We start from the raw sequence: 20,224 nt of genomic DNA on the forward strand, positions 1-20,224 counted from the left end.
CGCCGACGGCCCGTCAATAAATCCTGTCACTTGCCCACCGGCCTATCCTGTGGATGAGCGTTTTACATAGGCTCGCCACATCAGATTCGTCATTTGTACAATCGCGCGATCAAATGTCAAAAATCGCCGCTGCGTGCCCGGATTTGGCCTGCCATTTATTGACTTGCCCGTCCCAACTGCTATGTCTCTGCCGCTTTCACTCGATGGTCTTGGAGGCTCGAGGCCATCCCCCCGACACCCGGAACTTGCGGAAAAGCCATGACCTCTCCCGAACAACACGACCGGATGGCGAATGCGATCCGTTTTCTCGCCATGGACGCCGTTGAAAAGGCGAACTCGGGCCACCCGGGCATGCCGATGGGCATGGCCGACGTGGCAACGGTCCTGTTCACCAAATATCTGAAGTTCGATCCGAAGAAGCCGCACTGGCCGAACCGCGATCGCTTCGTGCTGTCAGCCGGCCATGGTTCAATGCTGCTCTATTCGGTGCTGTATCTGACCGGCTATCCGGACATGACGATCGAAGATCTGAAGCAGTTCCGCCAGCTCGGCTCGAAGACTGCCGGCCATCCGGAATACGGTCATGCCACAGGCATCGAAACGACGACCGGTCCGCTCGGCCAGGGCATTGCCAATTCCGTCGGCATGGCGATTGCCGAACGCAAGCTGCGCGAGGAGTTCGGCTCCGATCTCCAGGATCACTACACCTATGCGATCTGCGGCGACGGCTGCCTGATGGAGGGCATCAGCCACGAAGCCATCGCGCTCGCCGGCCACCTGAAGCTCAACAAGCTCGTCCTGTTCTGGGACAATAACTCGATCACCATCGACGGCGCCGTGTCGCTGTCGGATTCCACCGACCAGGTCGCCCGCTTCAAGGCGGTTCACTGGAACACGATCGAGATCGACGGTCACGATCAGGCCGCTATCGCCGACGCGATCGAAGCTGCCCAGAAGTCCGACCGGCCGACCTTCATCGCCTGCAAGACGATCATCGGCTTCGGCGCCCCGAACAAGCAGGGCACCCACAAGGTCCACGGCAACCCGCTCGGCGCCGAAGAAATCGCAGCCACCCGCAAGGCACTGAACTGGGAAGCCGAAGCCTTCGTCATCCCCTCGGACGTTCTCGACAGCTGGCGTGCAGCCGGCGCGCGCTCCGTTGACCTCGTCAAATCCTGGGAAGACGGCCTCGCCAAGGCTCCGGCCAAAGCCGAGTTCACCCGCCGCATGGCAGGCGAGCTGCCGGAAGGTTTCGACGCCGCGATCAGCACATTTAAGAAGAAGCTCGCCGAGACCAAGCCGACGGTTGCGACCCGCAAGGCTTCGGAAGACGCGCTTGAGGTCATCAACGGCTTCCTGCCGGAAACGCTCGGCGGCTCCGCCGACCTGACGCCGTCGAACAACACCAAGACCAGCCAGATGCATTCGATCACCCCGACGGATTTCGCCGGTCGTTATATGCATTGGGGCATCCGCGAGCATGGCATGGCGTCTGCCATGAACGGCATTGCGCTGCATGGCGGCCTCATCCCCTACAGCGGCGGCTTCCTGATCTTCTCGGATTATTGCCGTCCGCCGATCCGCCTCGCTTCGCTGATGGGCATCCGCGTCATTCACGTCCTGACGCATGACTCGATCGGCGTCGGCGAAGACGGCCCGACGCACCAGCCCGTCGAACAGCTCGCCGGTCTGCGCGCCATCCCGAACCTGATGGTCTTCCGTCCGGCCGACGCTACGGAAACGGCGGAATGCTGGCAGATCGCCATCAAGACGCACAACCGTCCTTCGGGCCTTGCTCTGACGCGTCAGAACCTGCTCGCAGCGCGCACCGAATACACCGAAAAGAACCTTTGCGAACAGGGCGCCTATGTGCTCGCCGGCAATGCCGACGCCAAGGTGACGATCTTCGCCTCCGGCTCCGAAGTCGAAATCGCCGTTGCAGCCCGTACGGCACTCGAAGCCAAGGGCGTCACCGTCCGCGTCGTATCGGTTCCCTGCACGGAACTGTTCTTCGAGCAGCCGGAAGCCTATCGCAAGGAAATCCTCGGCAACTCGCCGGTCAAGATCGCCGTCGAAGCCGCCGTTCGCGAAGGCTGGGATGCGTTCATCGGACCGGAAGGCACCTTCATCGGCATGAAGAGCTTCGGCGCTTCCGGCCCGGTCAAGGAAGTTTACAAGCATTTCGGCATCACCGCCGACGCCGTCGTTGCGGCCGCGGAAGCAAAGCTTTAATGAGGGCGCCTTGAGGCGCTCTCCATCTCCTCAATTCCAGGCCCTCGCTATCGGGCCCTACTCTATCGGGAGTGAATGAACATGACAGTCAAGGTTGCCATCAACGGTTTCGGCCGCATCGGCCGCAACGTCCTTCGCGCCATCGTCGAATCCGGCCGCACCGACATCGAAGTCGTCGCCATCAACGATCTCGGCCCGGTTGAAACCAACGCCCACCTGCTGCGCTACGACTCGATCCACGGCCGCTTCCCGGCAACGGTGAAGGTCGAGGGTGACACGATCATCGTCGGCAACGGCAAGCCGATCAAGGTCACGGCGATCAAGGATCCGGCAACGCTTCCGCACCGCGAACTCGGTGTCGACATCGCGATGGAATGCACCGGCATCTTCACCGCCCGCGACAAGGCTGCCGCTCACCTGACCGCCGGCGCCAAGCGCGTCATCGTCTCGGCACCGGCCGATGGTGCCGACCTGACGGTCGTCTTCGGCGTCAACCATGACCAGCTCACCAAGGAGCACTTGGTCATCTCCAACGCGTCCTGCACCACCAACTGCCTGGTGCCAGTCGTGAAGGTTCTCGACGACGCCGTCGGCATCGACCACGGCTTCATGACGACCATCCACTCCTATACCGGCGACCAGCCGACGCTCGACACGATGCACAAGGACCTGTATCGCGCCCGCGCGGCCGCCCTCTCGATGATCCCGACCTCGACGGGTGCAGCCAAGGCAGTCGGCCTCGTTCTGCCGCATCTGAAAGGCAAGCTCGACGGCACCTCCATCCGCGTTCCGACCCCGAACGTTTCGGTCGTCGACTTCAAGTTCGTCTCCAAGAAGGCGACCAGCGTTGGCGAAATCAACGAAGCCATCATGGCTGCTGCAAACGGCAAGCTGAAGGGCATCCTCGGCTACACCGACGAGCCGCTCGTCTCCCGTGACTTCAACCACGACAGCCACTCGTCGATCCTCGCAACCGATCAGACCAAGGTCATGGAAGGYAACTTCGTGCGCGTCCTGTCCTGGTACGACAACGAGTGGGGCTTCTCCAGCCGCATGTCCGACACGGCAGTCGCTTTCGCCAAGCTCATCTGAGCGCTCTTGAGGCATCGACATGCAAGCGGCCCGGGAAACCGGGCCGCTTTTTGTTGCCGTGCCTCCAAACGAAACCGGCCTTCCCGCACTGGCATCTTTTCGCCCATTGCCCGGATGAGATCTGCTAGAATACGTCACCCTGGACATTCCAAATGCCCAGTTTCCTCACGCCGCATCGGCCACCGGCCAGGTGCGGAACGCCAATACCGTGCGGTAGCGCTGTCGCCCGCATGAAAATGAGAGAGATGGATGGATTACTTTACCGTTGAAATCGCCGGCCGCGCCGTTGCCAGTTTTCGCTCGGAAAATCACGAGGAAGCGACGCATTTCTTCGAGGCGGAAGACTTTCGCGACGATCTGACCGTCCTGGAATCCGAAGGCAAGCCGCTTTGGGACCGCAAAGCGGCCCTGAGCCTGCGCAAGGCGACCACCGAGGAAGCAAGCGAAGTCGAGCACGCCTATGAATTCGACGACGATCCCGAACGGACCATCGAGGACGAGTTCGTCGTTTTCCTGGTCCCGGTCGCGGATCTGACCGACGAGGGCGAAGACACAGAAGACTGAGCGACGATCCGCATCTTTTTCCGGTTTCGAAGTCATATAGAAGCGCCGCCGTTCGCAGGACAGGATGGCGGTGCAGTTGAGGCTGCCTCGGGTTCGAATTCGATAGACGTCCCTGCTAAACCATCATCGACGACTTCCCTGGCCGCAAGGATGGATCACGGGTTGGCAATCCGCTGGCCAAGCGTGCTAGATTGAGGAAATGCACAGCGCACAATAGCTAAAGTGAGCCAAGTGGAGGTGATAAATGGTAGAGGCACAAAAACGCTTGTCCCACACCACCCTCAAACGGCGGCAACGGTTTCACCCCAAGCGGGACGTCAGACCTGCCGTGCTGGCAAAGGCTAATCGTCTGGTCATCTGGGTTGCCGCGTTCATTGGCCTTTCGTTTCTCGCCATCATCATACTTCAGGCAGTGTTGGGATAGCAGAGCAAGGGCCGGCCGGCCGCTTCTGGCACAAAACTACAGCCGGCTGCTCTCGCTGGGCGGCTGGCATTTTCCTCCCGCTATCGAAAAATCTCAGCGTTCATTTTCCCCGCTTTCCGCATCCGCGCCTGCAATCCAGTCTTCCTTTCATCGGACAAGGCAAACGGGCCGCTTGAAAGGGAGCGTGTCTTATTCTGTTGCCATTCGCAGATACCGGCAGGAAAAATCCGTGCCTGTCTTTTTTGCCCTGCTCTCGCCTGATTTTCCTATACATTCTTTATAGAGAATTTCTCCCGTAGCATTCCGTGTCGGTTGGCCGTCCGGCAGCCGTTCAGCAGCATGAAGCAGCATCGCGACGAGGTTAAGCCGCAAGGCCTACCCTTCTCTGACGTTTTGCCGTTTACTGACGGATCGCCGCGCGTGACGGAGGGGTTGAATAGAGGCGGATCGGCCGGGGCGGCTGTGTTCGCAAAGCAGTCGATGGAAAGGGGTGGGCATGGAAGCGTTCTATATCGTGGTGCTGGTTTCGACGGCGCTCGTGCTTCTTGCCGCTTTTTCGAGCCTGCTCGCCTTCCGCTTCGGCGCTCCCCTGCTGCTGCTCTTCCTGATGATCGGCCTTGCCGCCGGCGTCGACGGCCTCGGCATCGAGTTCAGCAACAATTATCTCGCTTATATTCTCGGCTCCATCGCGCTGGCCGTCATCCTGTTCGATTCCGGCTTCGGTACGCCGATGCAGGCCTTTCGGCTGGCGGCCGTGCCCTCCCTGGCGCTCGCCTCGGTCGGTGTGCTGATCACCGCCTCGCTCTTTGCCTTCGCCGCCATGTGGCTGTTGAACTTCACCTGGCTGGAAGGTCTGCTGCTTGGCTCGATCGTCGCATCGACGGATGCCGCCGCCGTCTTCTTCCTGCTGCGCATCGGCGGCATCAACATTCGCGACAAGGTGCGCTCGACGCTGGAAGTGGAATCCGGCACCAATGATCCGATAGCGATCTTTCTCACCATCGCCCTTGTCGAGGTGCTGGCGAGCGGCGAGCGTTACGCCGGCATCAATATCGGCATGCTCGCCATGTTCGTGCAGCAGATGGGCCTCGGCGTCATTCTCGGCCTGCTCGGCGGCATGATGATCGTGCTGATCGTCAGCAGGCTCGATACCGATCGCGGCCTGACGCCGATCTTCGTGCTGGCGCTCGCTCTTCTCGTCTTCTCCTTCACCGGCGCGGTCGGCGGCAGCGGCTTCCTCGCCGTCTATGTCGCCGGCATCTACGCCGGAAACCGCAAGATGCAGGCGATCGGCACCATCAAGCGCTTCCAGGACGGCATGACCTGGCTGGCGCAGATCATCATGTTCCTGGTGCTCGGCCTGCTCGCCACGCCGTCGCAATTCCCTGTCATCATCGTGCCGGCTATTCTGCTGGCCCTCTTCCTGATCTTCGTCGCCCGACCCTTGGCGGTCTGGCTGTCGCTGCTTCCCTTCGATTACACGCAGCAAGAGATCGGCTTCGTCGCCTGGGTCGGCCTGCGCGGCGCCGTCTCTATCCTGCTTGCCATCATGCCGATCCTCGGTGGGCTTGAGAACGGACAGATCTATTTCAACACCGCTTTCATCATCGTGCTGGTCTCGCTGCTCGTCCAGGGCTGGACGATCAAGCCCGTCGCCAAAAAGCTCGGGCTGATCATTCCGCCGCGCATCGGCGCCGTCGACAAGGTTGAGGTCGACCTGCCGGGTGCCGCCCACCACGAATTGCTCTCCTACCGCGTCATCAAGGATAGCCCGGTGCTGCGCGGCGAACGCATTCCGCGCTGGGCGACACCCTCGCTCGTCATCCGCGACGGCAAGTCGATGCGTTATCAATATGCCGGGCGGCTGCGCGAGAACGATCTCGTCTACCTCTTCATCGTCCCGAGCTACTCCCGCCTGCTCGACCGGCTCTTCGCCAGCCGTGCGCCTGTCGATGACGACGATGCGGAATTCTTCGGCGCCTTCGCGCTCTCTCCTGCCCGCCCCGCCGCCGATCTCGACGCCGCCTATGGCCCCGGCCTGCTCAACGAATCCGAAAAGGGCCTGACGATCGCCGAATTGATGCGACAGCGCCTCGGCGGCAAGGCCGATTATGCCGACCGCGTCCGCCTCGGCTCGATCATCCTCATCGTCCGCGATCTCGATGAGCACGACCACGTCACTTCCGTCGGCATGTCGCTCGAAGCGGTCGAGCCGGCGATAACGCTGCCGATCTTCATCAATCTCAAGGACATCATCCAGCGCGTCCGCGACCGGTTGAACGGGCGCCGGAACCGGGAAAACGCGGTATCCGAAACTCCGCCGAAAGCCCCGGCCGGACGCGACGAAGGCACACGCGAAAACGGCCGCTGAACGCCTTGCGTCTCGAATGATCCTTGCTATGTTCGGCGCAACTTTCGCCAACCACGACAGGATCCTCCCCATGCCTTCCTTCAAGACCCTCGACGATCTTTCCGACCTCAGCGGCAAGCGCGTTCTCGTCCGCGTCGACCTCAACGTCCCGGTGAAAGACGGCAAGGTCACCGATACGACGCGCATCGAGCGTGTGGCGCCGACGATCCTCGAACTGTCCGAGAAGGGCGCCAAGGTGATCCTTCTGGCTCATTTTGGCCGGCCGAAGGATGGTCCTTCGCCGGATCTGTCGCTGTCGCTGATCGCCCCTTCCGTCGAGGAAGTGCTTGATCATGCCGTGCTGACGGCGTCCGACTGCATCGGCGAGGCCGCCGCCTCCGCCGTCGCCGCGATGAATGACGGCGATATCCTGCTTCTGGAAAACACCCGTTTCCACAAGGGCGAGGAAAAGAACGACCCCGACTTCACCAAGGCGCTTGCCGCCAACGGCGATATCTATGTCAACGATGCCTTCTCGGCCGCCCACCGCGCCCATGCCTCGACCGAAGGCCTTGCCCACCACCTGCCGGCCTATGCCGGCCGCACCATGCAGGCCGAGCTGGAGGCGCTGGAAAAGGGCCTCGGCGATCCGGCGCGCCCTGTCGTCGCGATCGTCGGCGGCGCCAAGGTCTCCACCAAGATCGACCTGTTGATGAATCTCGTGAAGAAGGTCGATGCGCTCGTCATCGGCGGCGGCATGGCCAATACCTTCATCGCCGCCCGCGGCACCAATGTCGGCAAGTCGCTCTGCGAACATGATCTCGCCGAAACCGCCAAGCAGATCATGATCGAGGCGGCCACCGCCGGCTGCGCCATCATCCTGCCGGAGGATGGCGTGATCGCCCGCGAGTTCAAGGCCGGCGCCGCCAACGAGACAATCGATATCAACGCCATTCCCGCCGATGCCATGGTGCTCGATGTCGGCCCGAAATCCGTCGAGGCCATCAACGCCTGGATCGAGCGCGCCGCAACCCTGGTCTGGAACGGCCCGCTCGGTGCCTTCGAGATCGAACCCTTCGATGCTGCAACCGTCGCTGCTGCGAAATATGCCGCTGGGCGCACTGCGGCCGGCAAGCTCACCTCCGTTGCCGGCGGCGGCGATACCGTCTCGGCGCTCAACCATGCCGGCGTTGCCGACGATTTCACCTATGTCTCGACCGCCGGCGGTGCCTTCCTCGAATGGATGGAGGGCAAGGAGCTTCCCGGCGTCGCCGTCCTCAACGCCGCTGCTGCATAATTTCTTAAATCAGAACCGATTTAAGGTCATAATGATGCAGCCAGTCAAAGTGCTACAGCGTCCTTTGCGCGTCTGAAAAGACGCGCGGCGCTGTAGGTAACCGGTAAGACTGATTTCGCAGTTTTTACATGTGGATAGACCGCGGAAGAAAAGAAGCTTCCGCGGTCTTTTGCTCAGAGGGCGAAAAAAATCCCAACTTTCAAACGATTGAATTGAATTCAATCGTTTCAATGACTTAGCCCTCCATTTTCCTCCCTATAAACTTCTGTTATCCGCGTTCTATATTCCTGAAGTGCCGATGTTTATTGTTGTGGAGAGAACGAAATGAGCGAACGACTGGAAGACATTGCAATGCAGATGGTTACGGGCGGCCGGGGACTGCTCGCCGCCGATGAATCGACCTCCACCATCAAGAAGCGTTTCGACGCGATCAATCTCGAATCGACCGAAACGAGCCGGCGCGACTACCGCGAAATGCTCTTCCGCTCCGACGAGGCGATGAAGAAATATATCTCCGGCGTCATCCTCTTCGAAGAGACGCTGTTCCAGAAGGCTGCGGACGGCACGCCCTTCGTCGATATCATCCGCGCAGCCGGCGCCATTCCAGGCATCAAGGTCGATACCGGCGCCAAGCCGATGGCCAAATATCCCGCTGAAACCATCACCGAAGGCCTCGATGGCCTCGGCGAGCGCCTTGCCAGATATTATGAAGCCGGCGCCCGCTTCGCCAAGTGGCGCGGCGTCATCGCCATCTCGCCGACCTTGCCGACCCGCGGTTCCGTCCGCGCCAACGCTCAGGCGCTTGCTCGTTATGCCGCACTCTGCCAGGAGGCCGGGATCGTTCCGATCGTCGAGCCGGAATGCCTGATGGACGGCAAACCGGGCGACCACAATATCGACCGCTGCGCCGAAGTGACCGAGTTCACGCTGCGCATCGTCTTCGAGGAACTCGCCGACGCCCGCGTCAATCTCGAAGGCATGATCCTGAAGCCAAACATGGTGATCGACGGCAAGAACGCCCGCAAGGCCTCGGTCGCGGAAGTTGCCGAACGCACCGTCAAGGTGCTGAAGGCGACCGTTCCGCCTGCCGTTCCCGGCATCGCCTTCCTCTCCGGCGGCCAGACGACCGAAGAAGCGACAGCCCACCTTTCGGCGATCAATGCCATCGGCCACCTGCCCTGGTTCGTCACCTTCTCCTACGGTCGCGCCCTGCAGGACAGCGCGCTCAAGGCCTGGAACGGCAAGCAGGAAAATGTCGCCGCCGGCCAGCGCGAATTCACCCACCGCGCCGAGATGAACAGCCTCGCCGCCAAGGGCAACTGGAAGAAGGACCTGGAAAAGGCCGCCTGACTATAAACGCTTAGGACTTGGGCAGGGACGGCAAACGCAGCGTAGCCGCCCCTGCCATCCCTCTCTCCTGCCTCTCATTGTCACGGCGACAAGAAACCGCTTCGTTCCGCGAAAAACCGTGATTACTCATAGCGCCCTGTCACAACAGGAGCCGCCATGAACACCCTCTCCTATGTCACCGTCGATGTCTTCACCTCCACCCGCTTCGAGGGCAATCCGCTTGCCGTCATTTCCGATGCGCGCGGTCTGAGCGATGCGGCGATGCAAAAGATCGCCACCGAGTTCAGCTATTCCGAAGTCACCTTCGTGCTGCCGCCGGAAGACGCTCAGAATTCCGCCTGCGTGCGCATCTTCACCCCGACGATGGAAATACCCTTCGCCGGCCACCCGAACGTCGGCACGGCCTATGTGCTCGGCCAGCAAGCGGAGATCTTCGGCAAGCCGGTCGGCGATACGCTGCGCTTCGAGGAAAGGGCCGGCATCGTCGAGGTCAACCTGAAACGCAGCGGCGGAAAGGTTGCGGCCGCCGCCATCCGCGCGCCGCAGCCGCTGACGATCGGCGATACCATTGCCGAGGAAACCGTCGCCGGCTGCGTCTCGCTCGACCCCGGCGTCATCGTCAGCACCACCCATGCCCCGGTCTTTGCCTCGGTCGGCCTGAACTTCGCCGTCGCGGAACTGAACGGGCTCGAAGCGCTGGCCGCTGCCCGCCCGAGCCTCGCCGGGTTCCAGGCAGCTGCCGGCCGCCAGACGACGAGCGGCCACGACTTCTCGCTTTTCGTCTATGTGAGAGCAGCCGAAAATCCATGGAATATCCGCGCCCGCATGTTCGCGCCGCTCGACAATGTGCCCGAGGACCCGGCAACCGGCAGCGCTTCAGCCGCGCTTGGCGCCTATCTCGTTTCGCTGGCGCCGGAGACTGATATGAACGTCCGCATCACCATTGAACAGGGCATCGAAATGGGCCGCCGCAGCGTCATCACCCTTGATGTCGTGAAATCCAACGGCATCGTCACCGATGTCGTCATTTCGGGAAGCTGCGTTTCCGTCATGCGCGGAGAAATTAGCTTGCAGGACTGACGGTCGCAGGTCGGGTCGTAGCCCCCGGTTATATGTAATTCAGGGTTACATCAGGAAATCGCGCGAAAGCAGAGCCAATGCCCAGACGCCGAAAGCGATCAGCGCGATCTTCCAGAAATCCATCCGCCGCCTGAGGCCGGGAAGCCCAAGCGGCTTGATCACCTGTATCGCCATGGCAAGGATGAGCAGCAAGGCTATCAGCTTTGTCATGCTTTATTTTTTCCGTTTTTCGGAATGTCACAGGACGGACATTTTTCCGCGCGAACACAGGATCTCCACACGCCGTAAAGACATTCCGGGGCACAATCAATCATCTTGAGACTGGGCTGACGCAGGTCTTGCCTTATGTCCATTGCAAATCGCTGAGACCGAGTCTGGGGAAATGAAAAGAAACCTTCTATCCGTCGCCGCGCTGCTCTTTGGCACGCTCTTCCTTTTCATGGGCAACGGCCTGCAGGGCATCCTGCTTCCTGTGCGCGGCAATCTCGAAGGCTACGCAACGACGACGCTCGGCCTGCTCGGCACCTCATGGGCAGGCGGCTTCGTCATCGGCTGCCTGGTTGCGCCGAAGATCGTGCGCCGCGTCGGCCATGTGCGTGCCTTTTCAGGCTTCATCTCGATCATCGCCATCATCGCGCTGGTCAGCGGCATCATCATTCATCCGGTCTGGTGGGTTGTCCTGCGCGCCGTCACCGGCTTCTCCACCGCCGGCACGTCGATGATCATCGAAAGCTGGCTGAACGAGCGCGCCAGCAACGAGAGCCGCGGCGCGATCTTCTCGCTCTATATCGGCATCACACTGCTCGGCGTCGTCGGCGGCCAGATGATGATCCCGCTCGAGGATGTGCGCACGCCGGTGCTGTTCATGATCTGCGGCATCTTCTATTGCATCGCCATGCTGCCGACGACGCTGTCGACCGCCGCTTCGCCGCAGCCGCTGAAGGCAGTGCGCCTCGACCTGCCGGCGCTCTATCGCAACTCGCCGGTCTCCTGCCTCGGCATCCTGCTCGTCGGTATCGCCAACGGTGCCTACGGCACGCTCGGCGCCGTCTTCGGCGCCGGCGCCGGCCTTTCCGACACCAGTATCGCCGTCATGATGAGCTCCACCATCTTCGCCGGCGCCGTAATGCAGCTGCCCGCCGGCCGGCTCTCCGATCGCATCGACCGGCGCTACGTGCTCGCCGCCATGTCGGGGATCGCCGCCGTTGCCGGCCTGCTGATCTTTCTGCTTCACCCCACGTCCCCCGCCTTTCTGATCGGGCTCGTTGTCCTTTACGGCGCAGTGGCGAATACGCTCTATCCGATCGCCGTCGCCCACGCGAACGACTTCGCGGCGTCGGAGGACTTCGTCAAGGTCTCCGGCGGCCTGCTGCTGCTCTACGGCATCGGCACGGTGATCGGCCCGACGATCAGCGGTCCCGTCATGTCGGCAATCACTCCGCATGCGCTTTTCCTCGTCACCGCCATCGCCCATGTGCTGATCACCGTTTACGCCATCATCCGAAGCCGCATCCGCGCTGCGATCCCCGCCAGCGACCGCGACGCCTACACGACGATCCCGACCGGCACCTCGCCGATGCTGACACCGCAAAGCATGTCGCTTGCCGACCGCGGCACCAGCAAACCTCCCGAAACCGGAAAATCTCCCGAAAGCGACGATCCTGCTGTAAAGTTCGGCTAGAAAAGGATGATTTAGGCCGGGTCGGCCTAAAATTTGAATCCTGTTCTACATTATATAGTGCGAGCATGATGTCGTCCGAAAACCGCTCACACTTTTCGGCATCATGCTCTGGAGCAATTCCGGCAAAACTGCGCAGCGGTTTTGCGTCCGCACTTGCGTGAAAAGCTATAGGCAGCAAACGGAGGACGAACCATGAGCTTCATCGATGACGACCGGCCGCAGAAGAAAGTCGGCCACGAGATCGGTGCCGATCTCTCCATGCTTTCGGTCGACGAGTTGAAAGCGCGGGTGGAATTGCTGAAGACGGAGATCGCCCGCCTCGAGGCCGAGGCCACTCGCAAGGCCTCCGGGCGGCAGGCGGCGGAAAGCTTGTTCCGCTCGTAATCAGCTAAAACCTCGAAAAACAAGGTTATAGGTGGACAAAACAGACCGCCTCAAGTCTTAATTCAGCACAATGTTAATAAAATATTAAGCTTTATAAGGTATTACTATATTCATCCGGATTTTCTCTGGATCTCAGACAGTTTTCCAAGCGGTGAATTGGTCTGATTTTTCTCCCTGTTTTACCTTGAGAGCCGCGTTTGCGGCTCTTCTTTTTCCCATGGCCGGCGCACTTCCACGAAACTGTGGAGATTAACCCTTTCTTAAGAAACGGCTTGCGCATTTGGGCTAATGATACCATCTTAAAGTCATAAAGACGGGCCCCGGAAACTTTTCCGTCGGTGCCGGCGTTACCTGAATATATGTAGCTGCGTGCAAACAGGGACTATTGCGATGTCGGAAGTTGGATTGAACACGATCAGTTTTGCAGGCCGCGCCGCTGCATCCTCGCAGTTCAAGGCACTTTACGCGGAAGGCATGTCGCTGGTCGAAGAGACTGCCGCCTACCTCGACGGCCAGGGCCGCGCCGCCTCCAAGGTTCTGCCGCGGATGGCCTCGGTTCTTTACGCCGCGGAATCGATGCGTCTCACCACCCGCCTCATGCAGATGGCCTCCTGGCTGCTGTTGCAGCGCGCCGTCAACAATGGCGAAATGTCCCGCGACCAGGTACTGGCCGAAAAGAACAAGGTCCGTCTCGACGGCTTCAACGTCGACCGCGCCGCGCCCGGCTGGGGCGACCTGCCGGAATCCTTCCGAGACCTCGTCGAGCGCTCGCTGCGTCTGCAGAACCGCATTGCCCTGCTCGACCGCGAGATCTACCGCCCGTCCGAAGCCGTGATCGTTCATGATAATCAGAACAGCGTCCAGGCTCAGCTTTCCCTGCTGCAGACCGCCTTCGGCAACAACTGACCGGTTCTGCGAGACTTCTTCGATACGGACCGGCTGCGTCTTACGCAGCCGGTTTTTTGTTTGCTGCTGAACACCGGCATTCCCGAACCCCTGCAAACGCAAAAAAGCCCGGCAAAACCGGGCTCTTCGAATTCCGTCGAGCAAAAACGATTAGAGGCCGAGGCCGCCGAAACGCTTGTTGAACTTGGAGACGCGGCCACCGCGGTCCATGAGCTGCTGGTTGCCGCCGGTCCAGGCCGGATGCGACTTGGAATCGATTTCAAGGTTCATGACAGCGCCCTCCGAACCCCAGGTCGAGCGGGTTTCGTATTCGGTGCCATCGGTCATGACCACCTTGATCATGTGATATTCGGGATGGATGCCTGCCTTCATAACAATCTTCCTGCGATACCGGAGTTCAATTTGCCGCATGCAGTTGCAGCCACCGAACCGATTGAATAAATGAAGCCGCAGTCGTGATGGCTACGGCTTCCCATTAGGATGCGGTGCCTATACATGAAGGACGCCTAGATAACAAGAGCCTACAGGCCGCATTGCGCGGGTCCTGCGGGCGATCGGAGACGATTTGGCAGAGCAGGCACGGGCTGAGGAAAACAAAAGGCGGTCGCTACAGCCGCTCGGCAGGCTGACGCCCTACGTCATGCGTTATCGCGCCATGGTGGCCGGTGCGCTGATGTCGCTGGCGCTTGCCGCCGTCACTTCGCTGGCGCTGCCGCTCGCCGTGCGTCGCATGATCGATCACGGCTTCACCCAGTCGGACGGTCGCTTTATCAACAGCTACTTCGCCATGCTGATGGTCATGGCCATCGTGCTCGCGGTCGCAAGCGCGCTGCGCTATTATTTCGTCATCACCATCGGCGAGCGCATCGTCGCCGATCTTCGCCGCGATGTCTTTTCACATGTGACGAGGCTGTCGCCCTCCTTCTTCGATGTCAACCAGTCCGGCGAGATCGTCTCGCGCCTGACCGCCGATACCACGCAGATCAAGTCCGCCGTCGGCGCCACTGCCTCCGTAGCGCTCAGGAACCTCATCCTCTGTATCGGCGCCATGGGTATGATGATCGTCACCTCGCCGAAGCTTTCGAGCCTCGTCATCGGAGCGATCCCGCTGATTGTCTTCCCGCTCGTCGCCTTCGGCCGCTCGGTGCGCAAACGTTCGCGCGCCGCCCAGGATACGCTCGCCGATGCCTCCGCCTTCGCCAACGAGACGATCGCCGCGACCCGCACCGTCCAGGCTTTCAACGGCGAAGATGCCGCAGCGATGCGTTACGGCACCGCCGTCGAATCCGCCTACGAGGCCGCCCGCGCCGCCATCCGCTCGCGCGCGTTGCTGACAGGGATCGCCATCACGCTGATCTTCGGCAGCGTCGTCGCCGTTCTCTGGGTCGGCGCCCACAGCGTGCTCGCCGGCACGCTTTCGGCCGGCACGCTCGGCCAGTTCCTGCTCTATGCCGTCATCTCCGCCGGGTCGCTGGGTGCTCTCTCGGAGGTCTGGGGCGAACTCTCGCAGGCAGCCGGTGCTGCCGACCGGCTGACCGAATTGCTTGACGAAGTCTCGCCGATCGCCGCCCCCGCCAGCCCGCAAGCTCTTCCTTCGCCCGGCCGTGGCCGCGTCGAATTTTCCGGTGTGCATTTCGCCTATCCCGCGCGCCCGGGCAAATCGGCCCTCCATGGCTTAAGCTTCGCCATCACACCGGGCGAGACGGTCGCCATCGTCGGCCCTTCCGGTGCCGGCAAGAGCACCGTCTTTTCGCTGTTGCTGCGCTTCTACGATCCGCAGCAGGGCAGCGTGAAGATCGACGGTGTCGATGCGCAACTGACGACGCCCGACGAGCTGCGCCAGCGCATCGCCATCGTGCCGCAGGATGTCACCATTTTTGCCGCCTCGATCCATGACAACATCGCCTTCGGCCGCCCCGGCGCCTCGCGTGACGAGGTCCGCGCCGCAGCCCTTGCCGCGCAGGCCGACGAATTCATCGCTCGACTGGACAGCGGCTACGAGACCGAGGTTGGCGAACGCGGCATCATGCTCTCCGGCGGCCAGCGCCAGCGCATCGCCATTGCCCGTGCCATCCTGAAGAACGCGCCCGTGCTGCTGCTCGACGAGGCAACCTCCGCACTCGATGCCGAGAGCGAGACGCTGGTGCAGAAGGCGCTCGACGGCCTGGTGGACGGCCGCACGACACTCGTCATCGCCCATCGCCTGGCCACCGTGCTGAAGGCCGACCGCATCCTCGTCATGGACCAGGGCCGCGTCGTGGAGGAGGGCACGCATCAGAGCCTGATCCGCCACGGCGGCATCTATGCGCGGCTGGCGCGGCTGCAATTCGACGCCGCCAATGAGGATGTGCTCGCCGCGGCGAAATAGCCGCCGCCACTTTTCCGGCCTACAGCGACTAAAGTCTGACCGCCACCGTGCCTTCCTGCGGTTGTCTTTCGCGCGTCCCGCCCTAACCTCTTCATTCCCCGGGGTGGGGATATTGCGGCTGAAATCCTTGGGAGGAGATAGGAATGGCGCTTTCCGATATAACGCGACGTACGGGCCTTGCGCTCGGTTTCGGTGTGCTTGCCTTTGCCGTCGGTGCGTCTGCCGCTGCTGCGGACTTTCCCGATCGCGCGATCACCATGGTCGTGCCCTTCGCGGCCGGCGGCTCGACCGATGTCGTCGCTCGCATCGTTGCGCAGAAGATGTCGGAGGATCTCGGCCAGCAAGTGATCGTCCAGAACGTCGCCGGAGCCGGCGGCAATCTCGGCGCCGGTAACGTCGCCCGCGCCGAACCAGACGGCTACACCATCCTGATGGGCACGGTCGCGACCCACGCCCTCAATCCGCTCATCCTGAAATCGACGCCCTATGACGCCGAAAAGGATTTTGCGCCGATCTCGCTGCTCGTCGTCGTGCCGAACGTGCTGGTCGTCAATCCGGAGCTGCCGGCAAAGACCGTGCAGGAGCTGATCGCGCTGCTGAAGGCCGAGCCCGACAAATACAGCTACGCCTCATCGGGCAACGGCACGCCGTTGCATCTTTCCGGAGAGCTTTTCAAATCCATGGCCGGCGTCAGCATGCAGCACATACCCTATAAGGGCGCCGGTCCGGCATTGAACGACGTCATCGGCAACCAGGTGCCGATTATGTTCGACAACCTGCCCTCCTCGTCTAGCCACATCAAGGCCGGCACCCTGCGGGCGCTGGCGGTGACCACGGCCGAGCGTGCACCCTCCTTCCCCGACGTGCCGACTGTCGCCGAGTCGGGCATTCCAGGTTACGAGACCTATACCTGGAACGCGCTTTTCGCCCCGGCCAAGACGCCGAACGAGGTGGTGATGCGTCTCAACGCCTCGGCTAAAAAGGCGCTTGCCGACCCTGCCGTCGCTGAACGCATGAAGGAATTCAGCGCCACCATCGTCGGCTCGACGCCGGAGGAACTGGCTGCTCATGTAAAGGCCGAGCTCGCCAAATGGGGGCCGGTCGTCAAGGGCGCGAATATCCAGATGGAGTAATGTGAAAGAGCATGTACCGGCATCCTTCCTTCACTTGCGTCCAATGGAAACGGCGGCAATTGGACGCTAGGCAATCCAATCCTGATTAAGGCAGTGGAAAAGCTCGCCATTTTGATCTAGCTTCCCCTAAGCTGATGGTTGCAATTCAGCGTTTTGGGATTTCGGGAGACATCTATGTATAAATTCGAAGTCTATAAGGATAAGGCCGGCGAGTTCCGCTTCCGCTTCAAGGCATCGAACGGGGAGGCCATGTTCTCGTCCGAGGGCTACAAGGCGAAGGCGTCCGCCATGAGTGCCATCGAATCCATCAAGAAGAACACGCCAAGCGCCGAGGTCGTCGACCAGACGAAGGCCGAGTCCTGAGCAGACCGGCAGCGGCGGCGTGATTGCCGCCCTGCCCTTTCGCGCCCTTGAGCAGCGCCGGTGCCCTTGAGCCCGGCTCGCTTGCTTGCGATTTTCGGCGCCATTTTTCTTTTTCGCATATTTTTTTGAAGGCCATGTCGAAACGACCGGTGGCCGCGCCTCATTGTTTCGGAACGGCCCCGCCGCTCCGCCGGGCGTCACGGTTTTCGGGATATCGGTCCCCGAAATCGGCACGCCCGGATCAACGCAACAACGAGATCAGGAGTTCTCCATGCAATATGCTCTCATTATTCGCGAAGCCGCCGAAGATTTCGCCCGCCGCGGCGATCCCGTCTATCGCGACGGCTGGGTCGCCTACAGCCAGGCGCTTGCTCAGGCGGGGATCATGACCGGTGGCGCCGGGCTGACCGGCCCGGAGACCGGCACGATCGTGCGCCGCAAAGGCGAGGAACACGATGTTCAGGACGGGCCTTATCCGGAAGGCAAGGAACAGCTCGGCGGCTTCTATCTGATCGATGTTCCCGATATCGATACCGCGCTCGAATGGGCGACCCGCGTCCCGATCTCCGACAAGGGCTCGGTCGAAGTACGCCCGCGCTTGCAGATGTGAGGCGGCAATGCCGCCCGATGCCGGACGCGCTGCCGAAAAGGTGGCGCGTCAGTCCTACGGCAAGCTGATCGCCTTCCTCGCCGCCCGCTCGCGCGACGTGCCGGCGGCAGAGGATGCATTGTCGGAAGCGCTGGCTTCGGCGCTTCGCGTCTGGCCGGAGCGCGGCGTTCCCGGCAATCCGGAAGCCTGGCTGCTGGTGGCCGCCCGCCGCAACCTCATGCAGGCCGCCCGCCACCGCACCGTCGAGGCCAATGCGCAAACGACGATATCGGTCGCCTTCGAGGAGGCGGAGGAACGCATGAACGAGGCCGGCAATGCCGTCTTTCCCGATGAGCGGCTGAAGCTGCTCTTCGCCTGCACCCATCCCGCCATCGACAGCTCCGTGCATACGGCGCTGATGCTGCAGACCGTTCTCGGCATCGAGGCAAAGACCATCGCGCGGACCTTCGTCGTCGCACCAGAGGCAATGAGCCAGCGGCTGGTGCGGGCCAAGGTAAAGATCCGCGATGCCGGCATTCCCTTCGCCGTCCCGCCTCGCCCCGCCTTGCCCGGGCGGCTCGCCGCCGTGCTTTCAGCGATCTACGCCGCCTACGGTCTCGGATGGGACGGGCTCGACGGGGAGAACGAACGCCATTCGCTGGCTGGCGAGGCGATCTGGCTCGGCCGTGCGCTTCTGGCAGTGCTGCCGGACGAACCGGAGGCGATAGGCCTCCTCTCGCTGATGCTTCACTGCCAAGCCCGCCGGAGCACCCGGCGCGACAGCAACGGCCAATATGTGCCGCTCGACGAGCAGGATACGGCCGCGTGGAACGCGATCATGATTGCCGAAGCGGATGCGCTGTTGCGCAAGGCCGGAGGCTTCGAGCGTTTCGGCCCCTTCCAGTGCCAGGCGGCGATCCAGTCCGTGCATGCGGCGCGCCGGCTGTCAGGAGCGACCGACTGGCAGGCGCTGACGACGCTCTACGCGGCGCTGGTGATGATGAAGCCGACGCTGGGTGCACGCGTCAGCCAGGCCGCGGTAATCGGCAGGGCCTCGAGCGCCGCTGCCGGGCTGGAGCAGCTTGACAAGCTCGATCGGCGCGACGTCGCAGCCTATCAGCCTTACTGGGCCGTGCGTGCCTATCTTCAGGCGCAGGCCGGCGACAGTGCCGCCGCAGCCGACGCCTATATGACAGCGATCGGCCTCAGCGACAGCCCTGCCGTGCGCGACTTTCTCGCCGGCCGGTTAAAAGGCGTGCAGCGGTAATGTCAGGCCACCGCATAATTCCCCAAATCGGAATCGATTTAGGGAATTATGCAGCAATTCAAAGTGTTACAGCCTCCTTTGCGCGTCTTCAAAGACGCGCGGCACCGTAATCACTTCTCGGTCAGCTTCAGCTCGATGCGGCGGTTGGTAGAGCGCGCATCCGGCGTATCGCCCGGCGCGATCGGTTGGAACTCGCCGAAGCCGGCGGCAACCAGCCTGTCGGCCGGCACGCCCTGTGCGATCAGGAACTTGACGACCGAAATCGCGCGCGCCGAGGAGAGCTCCCAATTGTCGCGATAGCGGCCCGTTCCGGCAAGCGGCACGTTATCGGTATGACCGTCGACGCGCAGCACCCAATTGATCTCCGGCGGGATTTCCTTGGCGAGATCGAGAAGGGCGGCGGCAAGCTTTGCCATCTCGGTCTGCCCCTCGGGGTTGAGATCGGCACCGCCCGAAGGAAACAGCACTTCCGACTGGAAGACGAACCGGTCGCCGACGATGCGGATATTTTCGCGGTCCGAGAGAATCTCGCGCAGCCGGCCGAAGAAGTCGGAACGGTAGCGGTTCAGCTCCTGCACGCGCGCGGCGAGCGCAACGTTAAGGCGGCTGCCGAGATCGGCGATCTTGGTCTGCGAGACCCGATCTTTCTCCTCCGACGCCTGAAGGGCTGCTTCGACGGCGGCAATCTGGCTGCGAAGCGCTGATATCTGCTGGTTCAGCAGTTCGACCTGGCTGAGCGCCCGTTCGCTCACCTGCTTCTGCTCGTCGAGCTCCTGCGTCATCGAGCCGATCCGCTTCTGCGCCGCATCTTGACCGCCCGAACCCGCATTCAGCAGCGCTTGCAGCCGCGAACGATCGCCTTCAGCACTGGCAAGCGAGGCCTGCAGATTGGCAACCGAATCCTGGAGATCCTGGTTGCTGCCCTTTTCGAGCGCGAGAAGTTGCGTCAGCTCGTTGATCTGGCTGTTGAGGCGATTGAGCACCTCATCGCGTCCGGTGATCTCGCGGCTGAGGATGAACTGCCCGACGACGAAGACCGTCAGCAGGAACATGATCGATATGAGCAGCGTCGACAGCGCGTCGACGAAGCCCGGCCAGTAATCGACCGTGCGTTCGCGGCGCCGATTGCGGGCAAGAGCCATGG

Annotated in this window: 19 protein-coding genes; 16 read left to right on the forward strand and 3 right to left on the reverse strand. The window is 61.8% G+C overall.

The genetic code is table 11. The annotated features are described in order from the left end of the window. Positions 1-258 precede the first annotated feature (258 nt). From tkt to AC1ECN_RS00455, 8 genes are all read left to right on the forward strand, one after another. Entirely contained in the window at positions 259-2,232 is a 1,974-nt protein-coding gene (gene tkt / locus AC1ECN_RS00420) for a transketolase (protein ID WP_130673073.1), read from the forward strand. Positions 2,233-2,313: 81 nt separating this feature from the next. Beyond that, entirely contained in the window at positions 2,314-3,324 is a 1,011-nt protein-coding gene (gene gap / locus AC1ECN_RS00425; protein WP_024323244.1) for a type I glyceraldehyde-3-phosphate dehydrogenase, read from the forward strand. Between the two features lie 249 nt (positions 3,325-3,573). Next, entirely contained in the window at positions 3,574-3,888 is a 315-nt protein-coding gene (locus AC1ECN_RS00430; protein WP_003552580.1) for a hypothetical protein, read from the forward strand. Positions 3,889-4,132: 244 nt separating this feature from the next. Beyond that, complete coding sequence (locus AC1ECN_RS00435) at positions 4,133-4,312, forward strand: hypothetical protein (RefSeq protein ID WP_024323245.1); 180 nt, start codon at positions 4,133-4,135, stop codon at positions 4,310-4,312. A gap of 496 nt (positions 4,313-4,808) precedes the next feature. Next, a complete protein-coding gene (locus AC1ECN_RS00440; protein ID WP_130673074.1) occupies positions 4,809-6,683 on the forward strand; it encodes a potassium/proton antiporter in 1,875 nt (624 codons plus the stop codon). Positions 6,684-6,753: 70 nt separating this feature from the next. After that, a complete protein-coding gene (locus AC1ECN_RS00445; RefSeq protein ID WP_024323247.1) occupies positions 6,754-7,959 on the forward strand; it encodes a phosphoglycerate kinase in 1,206 nt (401 codons plus the stop codon). 324 nt (positions 7,960-8,283) lie between these two features. Then, on the forward strand, positions 8,284-9,309 hold the full coding sequence (locus AC1ECN_RS00450) for a class I fructose-bisphosphate aldolase (protein ID WP_130662182.1): 1,026 nt from the start codon (positions 8,284-8,286) through the stop codon (positions 9,307-9,309). Positions 9,310-9,465: 156 nt separating this feature from the next. Next, positions 9,466-10,389 carry a PhzF family phenazine biosynthesis protein gene (locus tag AC1ECN_RS00455; RefSeq protein WP_130662183.1) on the forward strand — a complete coding sequence of 308 codons (924 nt, stop codon included), beginning with the start codon at positions 9,466-9,468 and terminating at the stop codon, positions 10,387-10,389. Between the two features lie 45 nt (positions 10,390-10,434). On the opposite strand, the gene AC1ECN_RS00460 is transcribed toward AC1ECN_RS00455, so the two are convergent. After that, positions 10,435-10,599 carry a hypothetical protein gene (locus AC1ECN_RS00460; RefSeq protein ID WP_165406136.1) on the reverse strand — a complete coding sequence of 55 codons (165 nt, stop codon included), beginning with the start codon at positions 10,597-10,599 and terminating at the stop codon, positions 10,435-10,437. Between the two features lie 172 nt (positions 10,600-10,771). On the opposite strand from AC1ECN_RS00460, the gene AC1ECN_RS00465 reads away from it, so the two are divergent. From AC1ECN_RS00465 to rcdA, 3 genes are all read left to right on the forward strand, one after another. After that, positions 10,772-12,070 (forward strand): MFS transporter, encoded by a 1,299-nt coding sequence (locus tag AC1ECN_RS00465; RefSeq protein ID WP_024323250.1) that lies wholly within the window; start codon positions 10,772-10,774, stop codon positions 12,068-12,070. Between the two features lie 192 nt (positions 12,071-12,262). Continuing rightward, positions 12,263-12,454, forward strand: a complete 192-nt coding sequence (locus tag AC1ECN_RS00470; RefSeq protein ID WP_024323251.1) for a DUF1192 domain-containing protein — start codon at positions 12,263-12,265, stop codon at positions 12,452-12,454. 390 nt (positions 12,455-12,844) lie between these two features. Beyond that, a complete protein-coding gene (rcdA, locus tag AC1ECN_RS00475; protein ID WP_003542804.1) occupies positions 12,845-13,360 on the forward strand; it encodes a protease adaptor protein RcdA in 516 nt (171 codons plus the stop codon). A 150-nt stretch (positions 13,361-13,510) separates the two neighbouring features. On the opposite strand, the gene rpmE is transcribed toward rcdA, so the two are convergent. Beyond that, positions 13,511-13,732, reverse strand: a complete 222-nt coding sequence (gene rpmE / locus AC1ECN_RS00480) for a 50S ribosomal protein L31 (protein WP_003542805.1) — start codon at positions 13,730-13,732, stop codon at positions 13,511-13,513. Between the two features lie 193 nt (positions 13,733-13,925). On the opposite strand from rpmE, the gene AC1ECN_RS00485 reads away from it, so the two are divergent. The 5 genes from AC1ECN_RS00485 (at position 13,926) to AC1ECN_RS00505 (ending at position 19,080) form a co-directional block, all read left to right on the forward strand. After that, positions 13,926-15,728: an ABC transporter transmembrane domain-containing protein gene (locus AC1ECN_RS00485; protein ID WP_130662185.1), complete on the forward strand. Its 1,803-nt coding sequence runs from the start codon at positions 13,926-13,928 to the stop codon at positions 15,726-15,728. Positions 15,729-15,871: 143 nt separating this feature from the next. Next, complete coding sequence (locus AC1ECN_RS00490; RefSeq protein ID WP_018072876.1) at positions 15,872-16,861, forward strand: Bug family tripartite tricarboxylate transporter substrate binding protein; 990 nt, start codon at positions 15,872-15,874, stop codon at positions 16,859-16,861. Positions 16,862-17,035: 174 nt separating this feature from the next. Beyond that, a complete protein-coding gene (locus AC1ECN_RS00495; RefSeq protein WP_017968150.1) occupies positions 17,036-17,224 on the forward strand; it encodes a YegP family protein in 189 nt (62 codons plus the stop codon). Between the two features lie 271 nt (positions 17,225-17,495). Next, on the forward strand, positions 17,496-17,834 hold the full coding sequence (locus AC1ECN_RS00500) for a YciI family protein (RefSeq protein ID WP_024323253.1): 339 nt from the start codon (positions 17,496-17,498) through the stop codon (positions 17,832-17,834). Positions 17,835-17,841: 7 nt separating this feature from the next. Then, positions 17,842-19,080 carry an RNA polymerase sigma factor gene (locus AC1ECN_RS00505; protein ID WP_130673075.1) on the forward strand — a complete coding sequence of 413 codons (1,239 nt, stop codon included), beginning with the start codon at positions 17,842-17,844 and terminating at the stop codon, positions 19,078-19,080. A 110-nt stretch (positions 19,081-19,190) separates the two neighbouring features. Here AC1ECN_RS00505 and AC1ECN_RS00510 read toward each other — a convergent pair whose 3' ends face one another. After that, positions 19,191-20,222, reverse strand: coding sequence for a peptidoglycan -binding protein (locus tag AC1ECN_RS00510; RefSeq protein WP_018481040.1), 1,032 nt, complete (start codon positions 20,220-20,222; stop codon positions 19,191-19,193). Between the last annotated feature and the right edge of the window lie 2 nt (positions 20,223-20,224).

It is taken from the genome of Rhizobium sp. 01N447_2 (assembly GCF_056399245.1).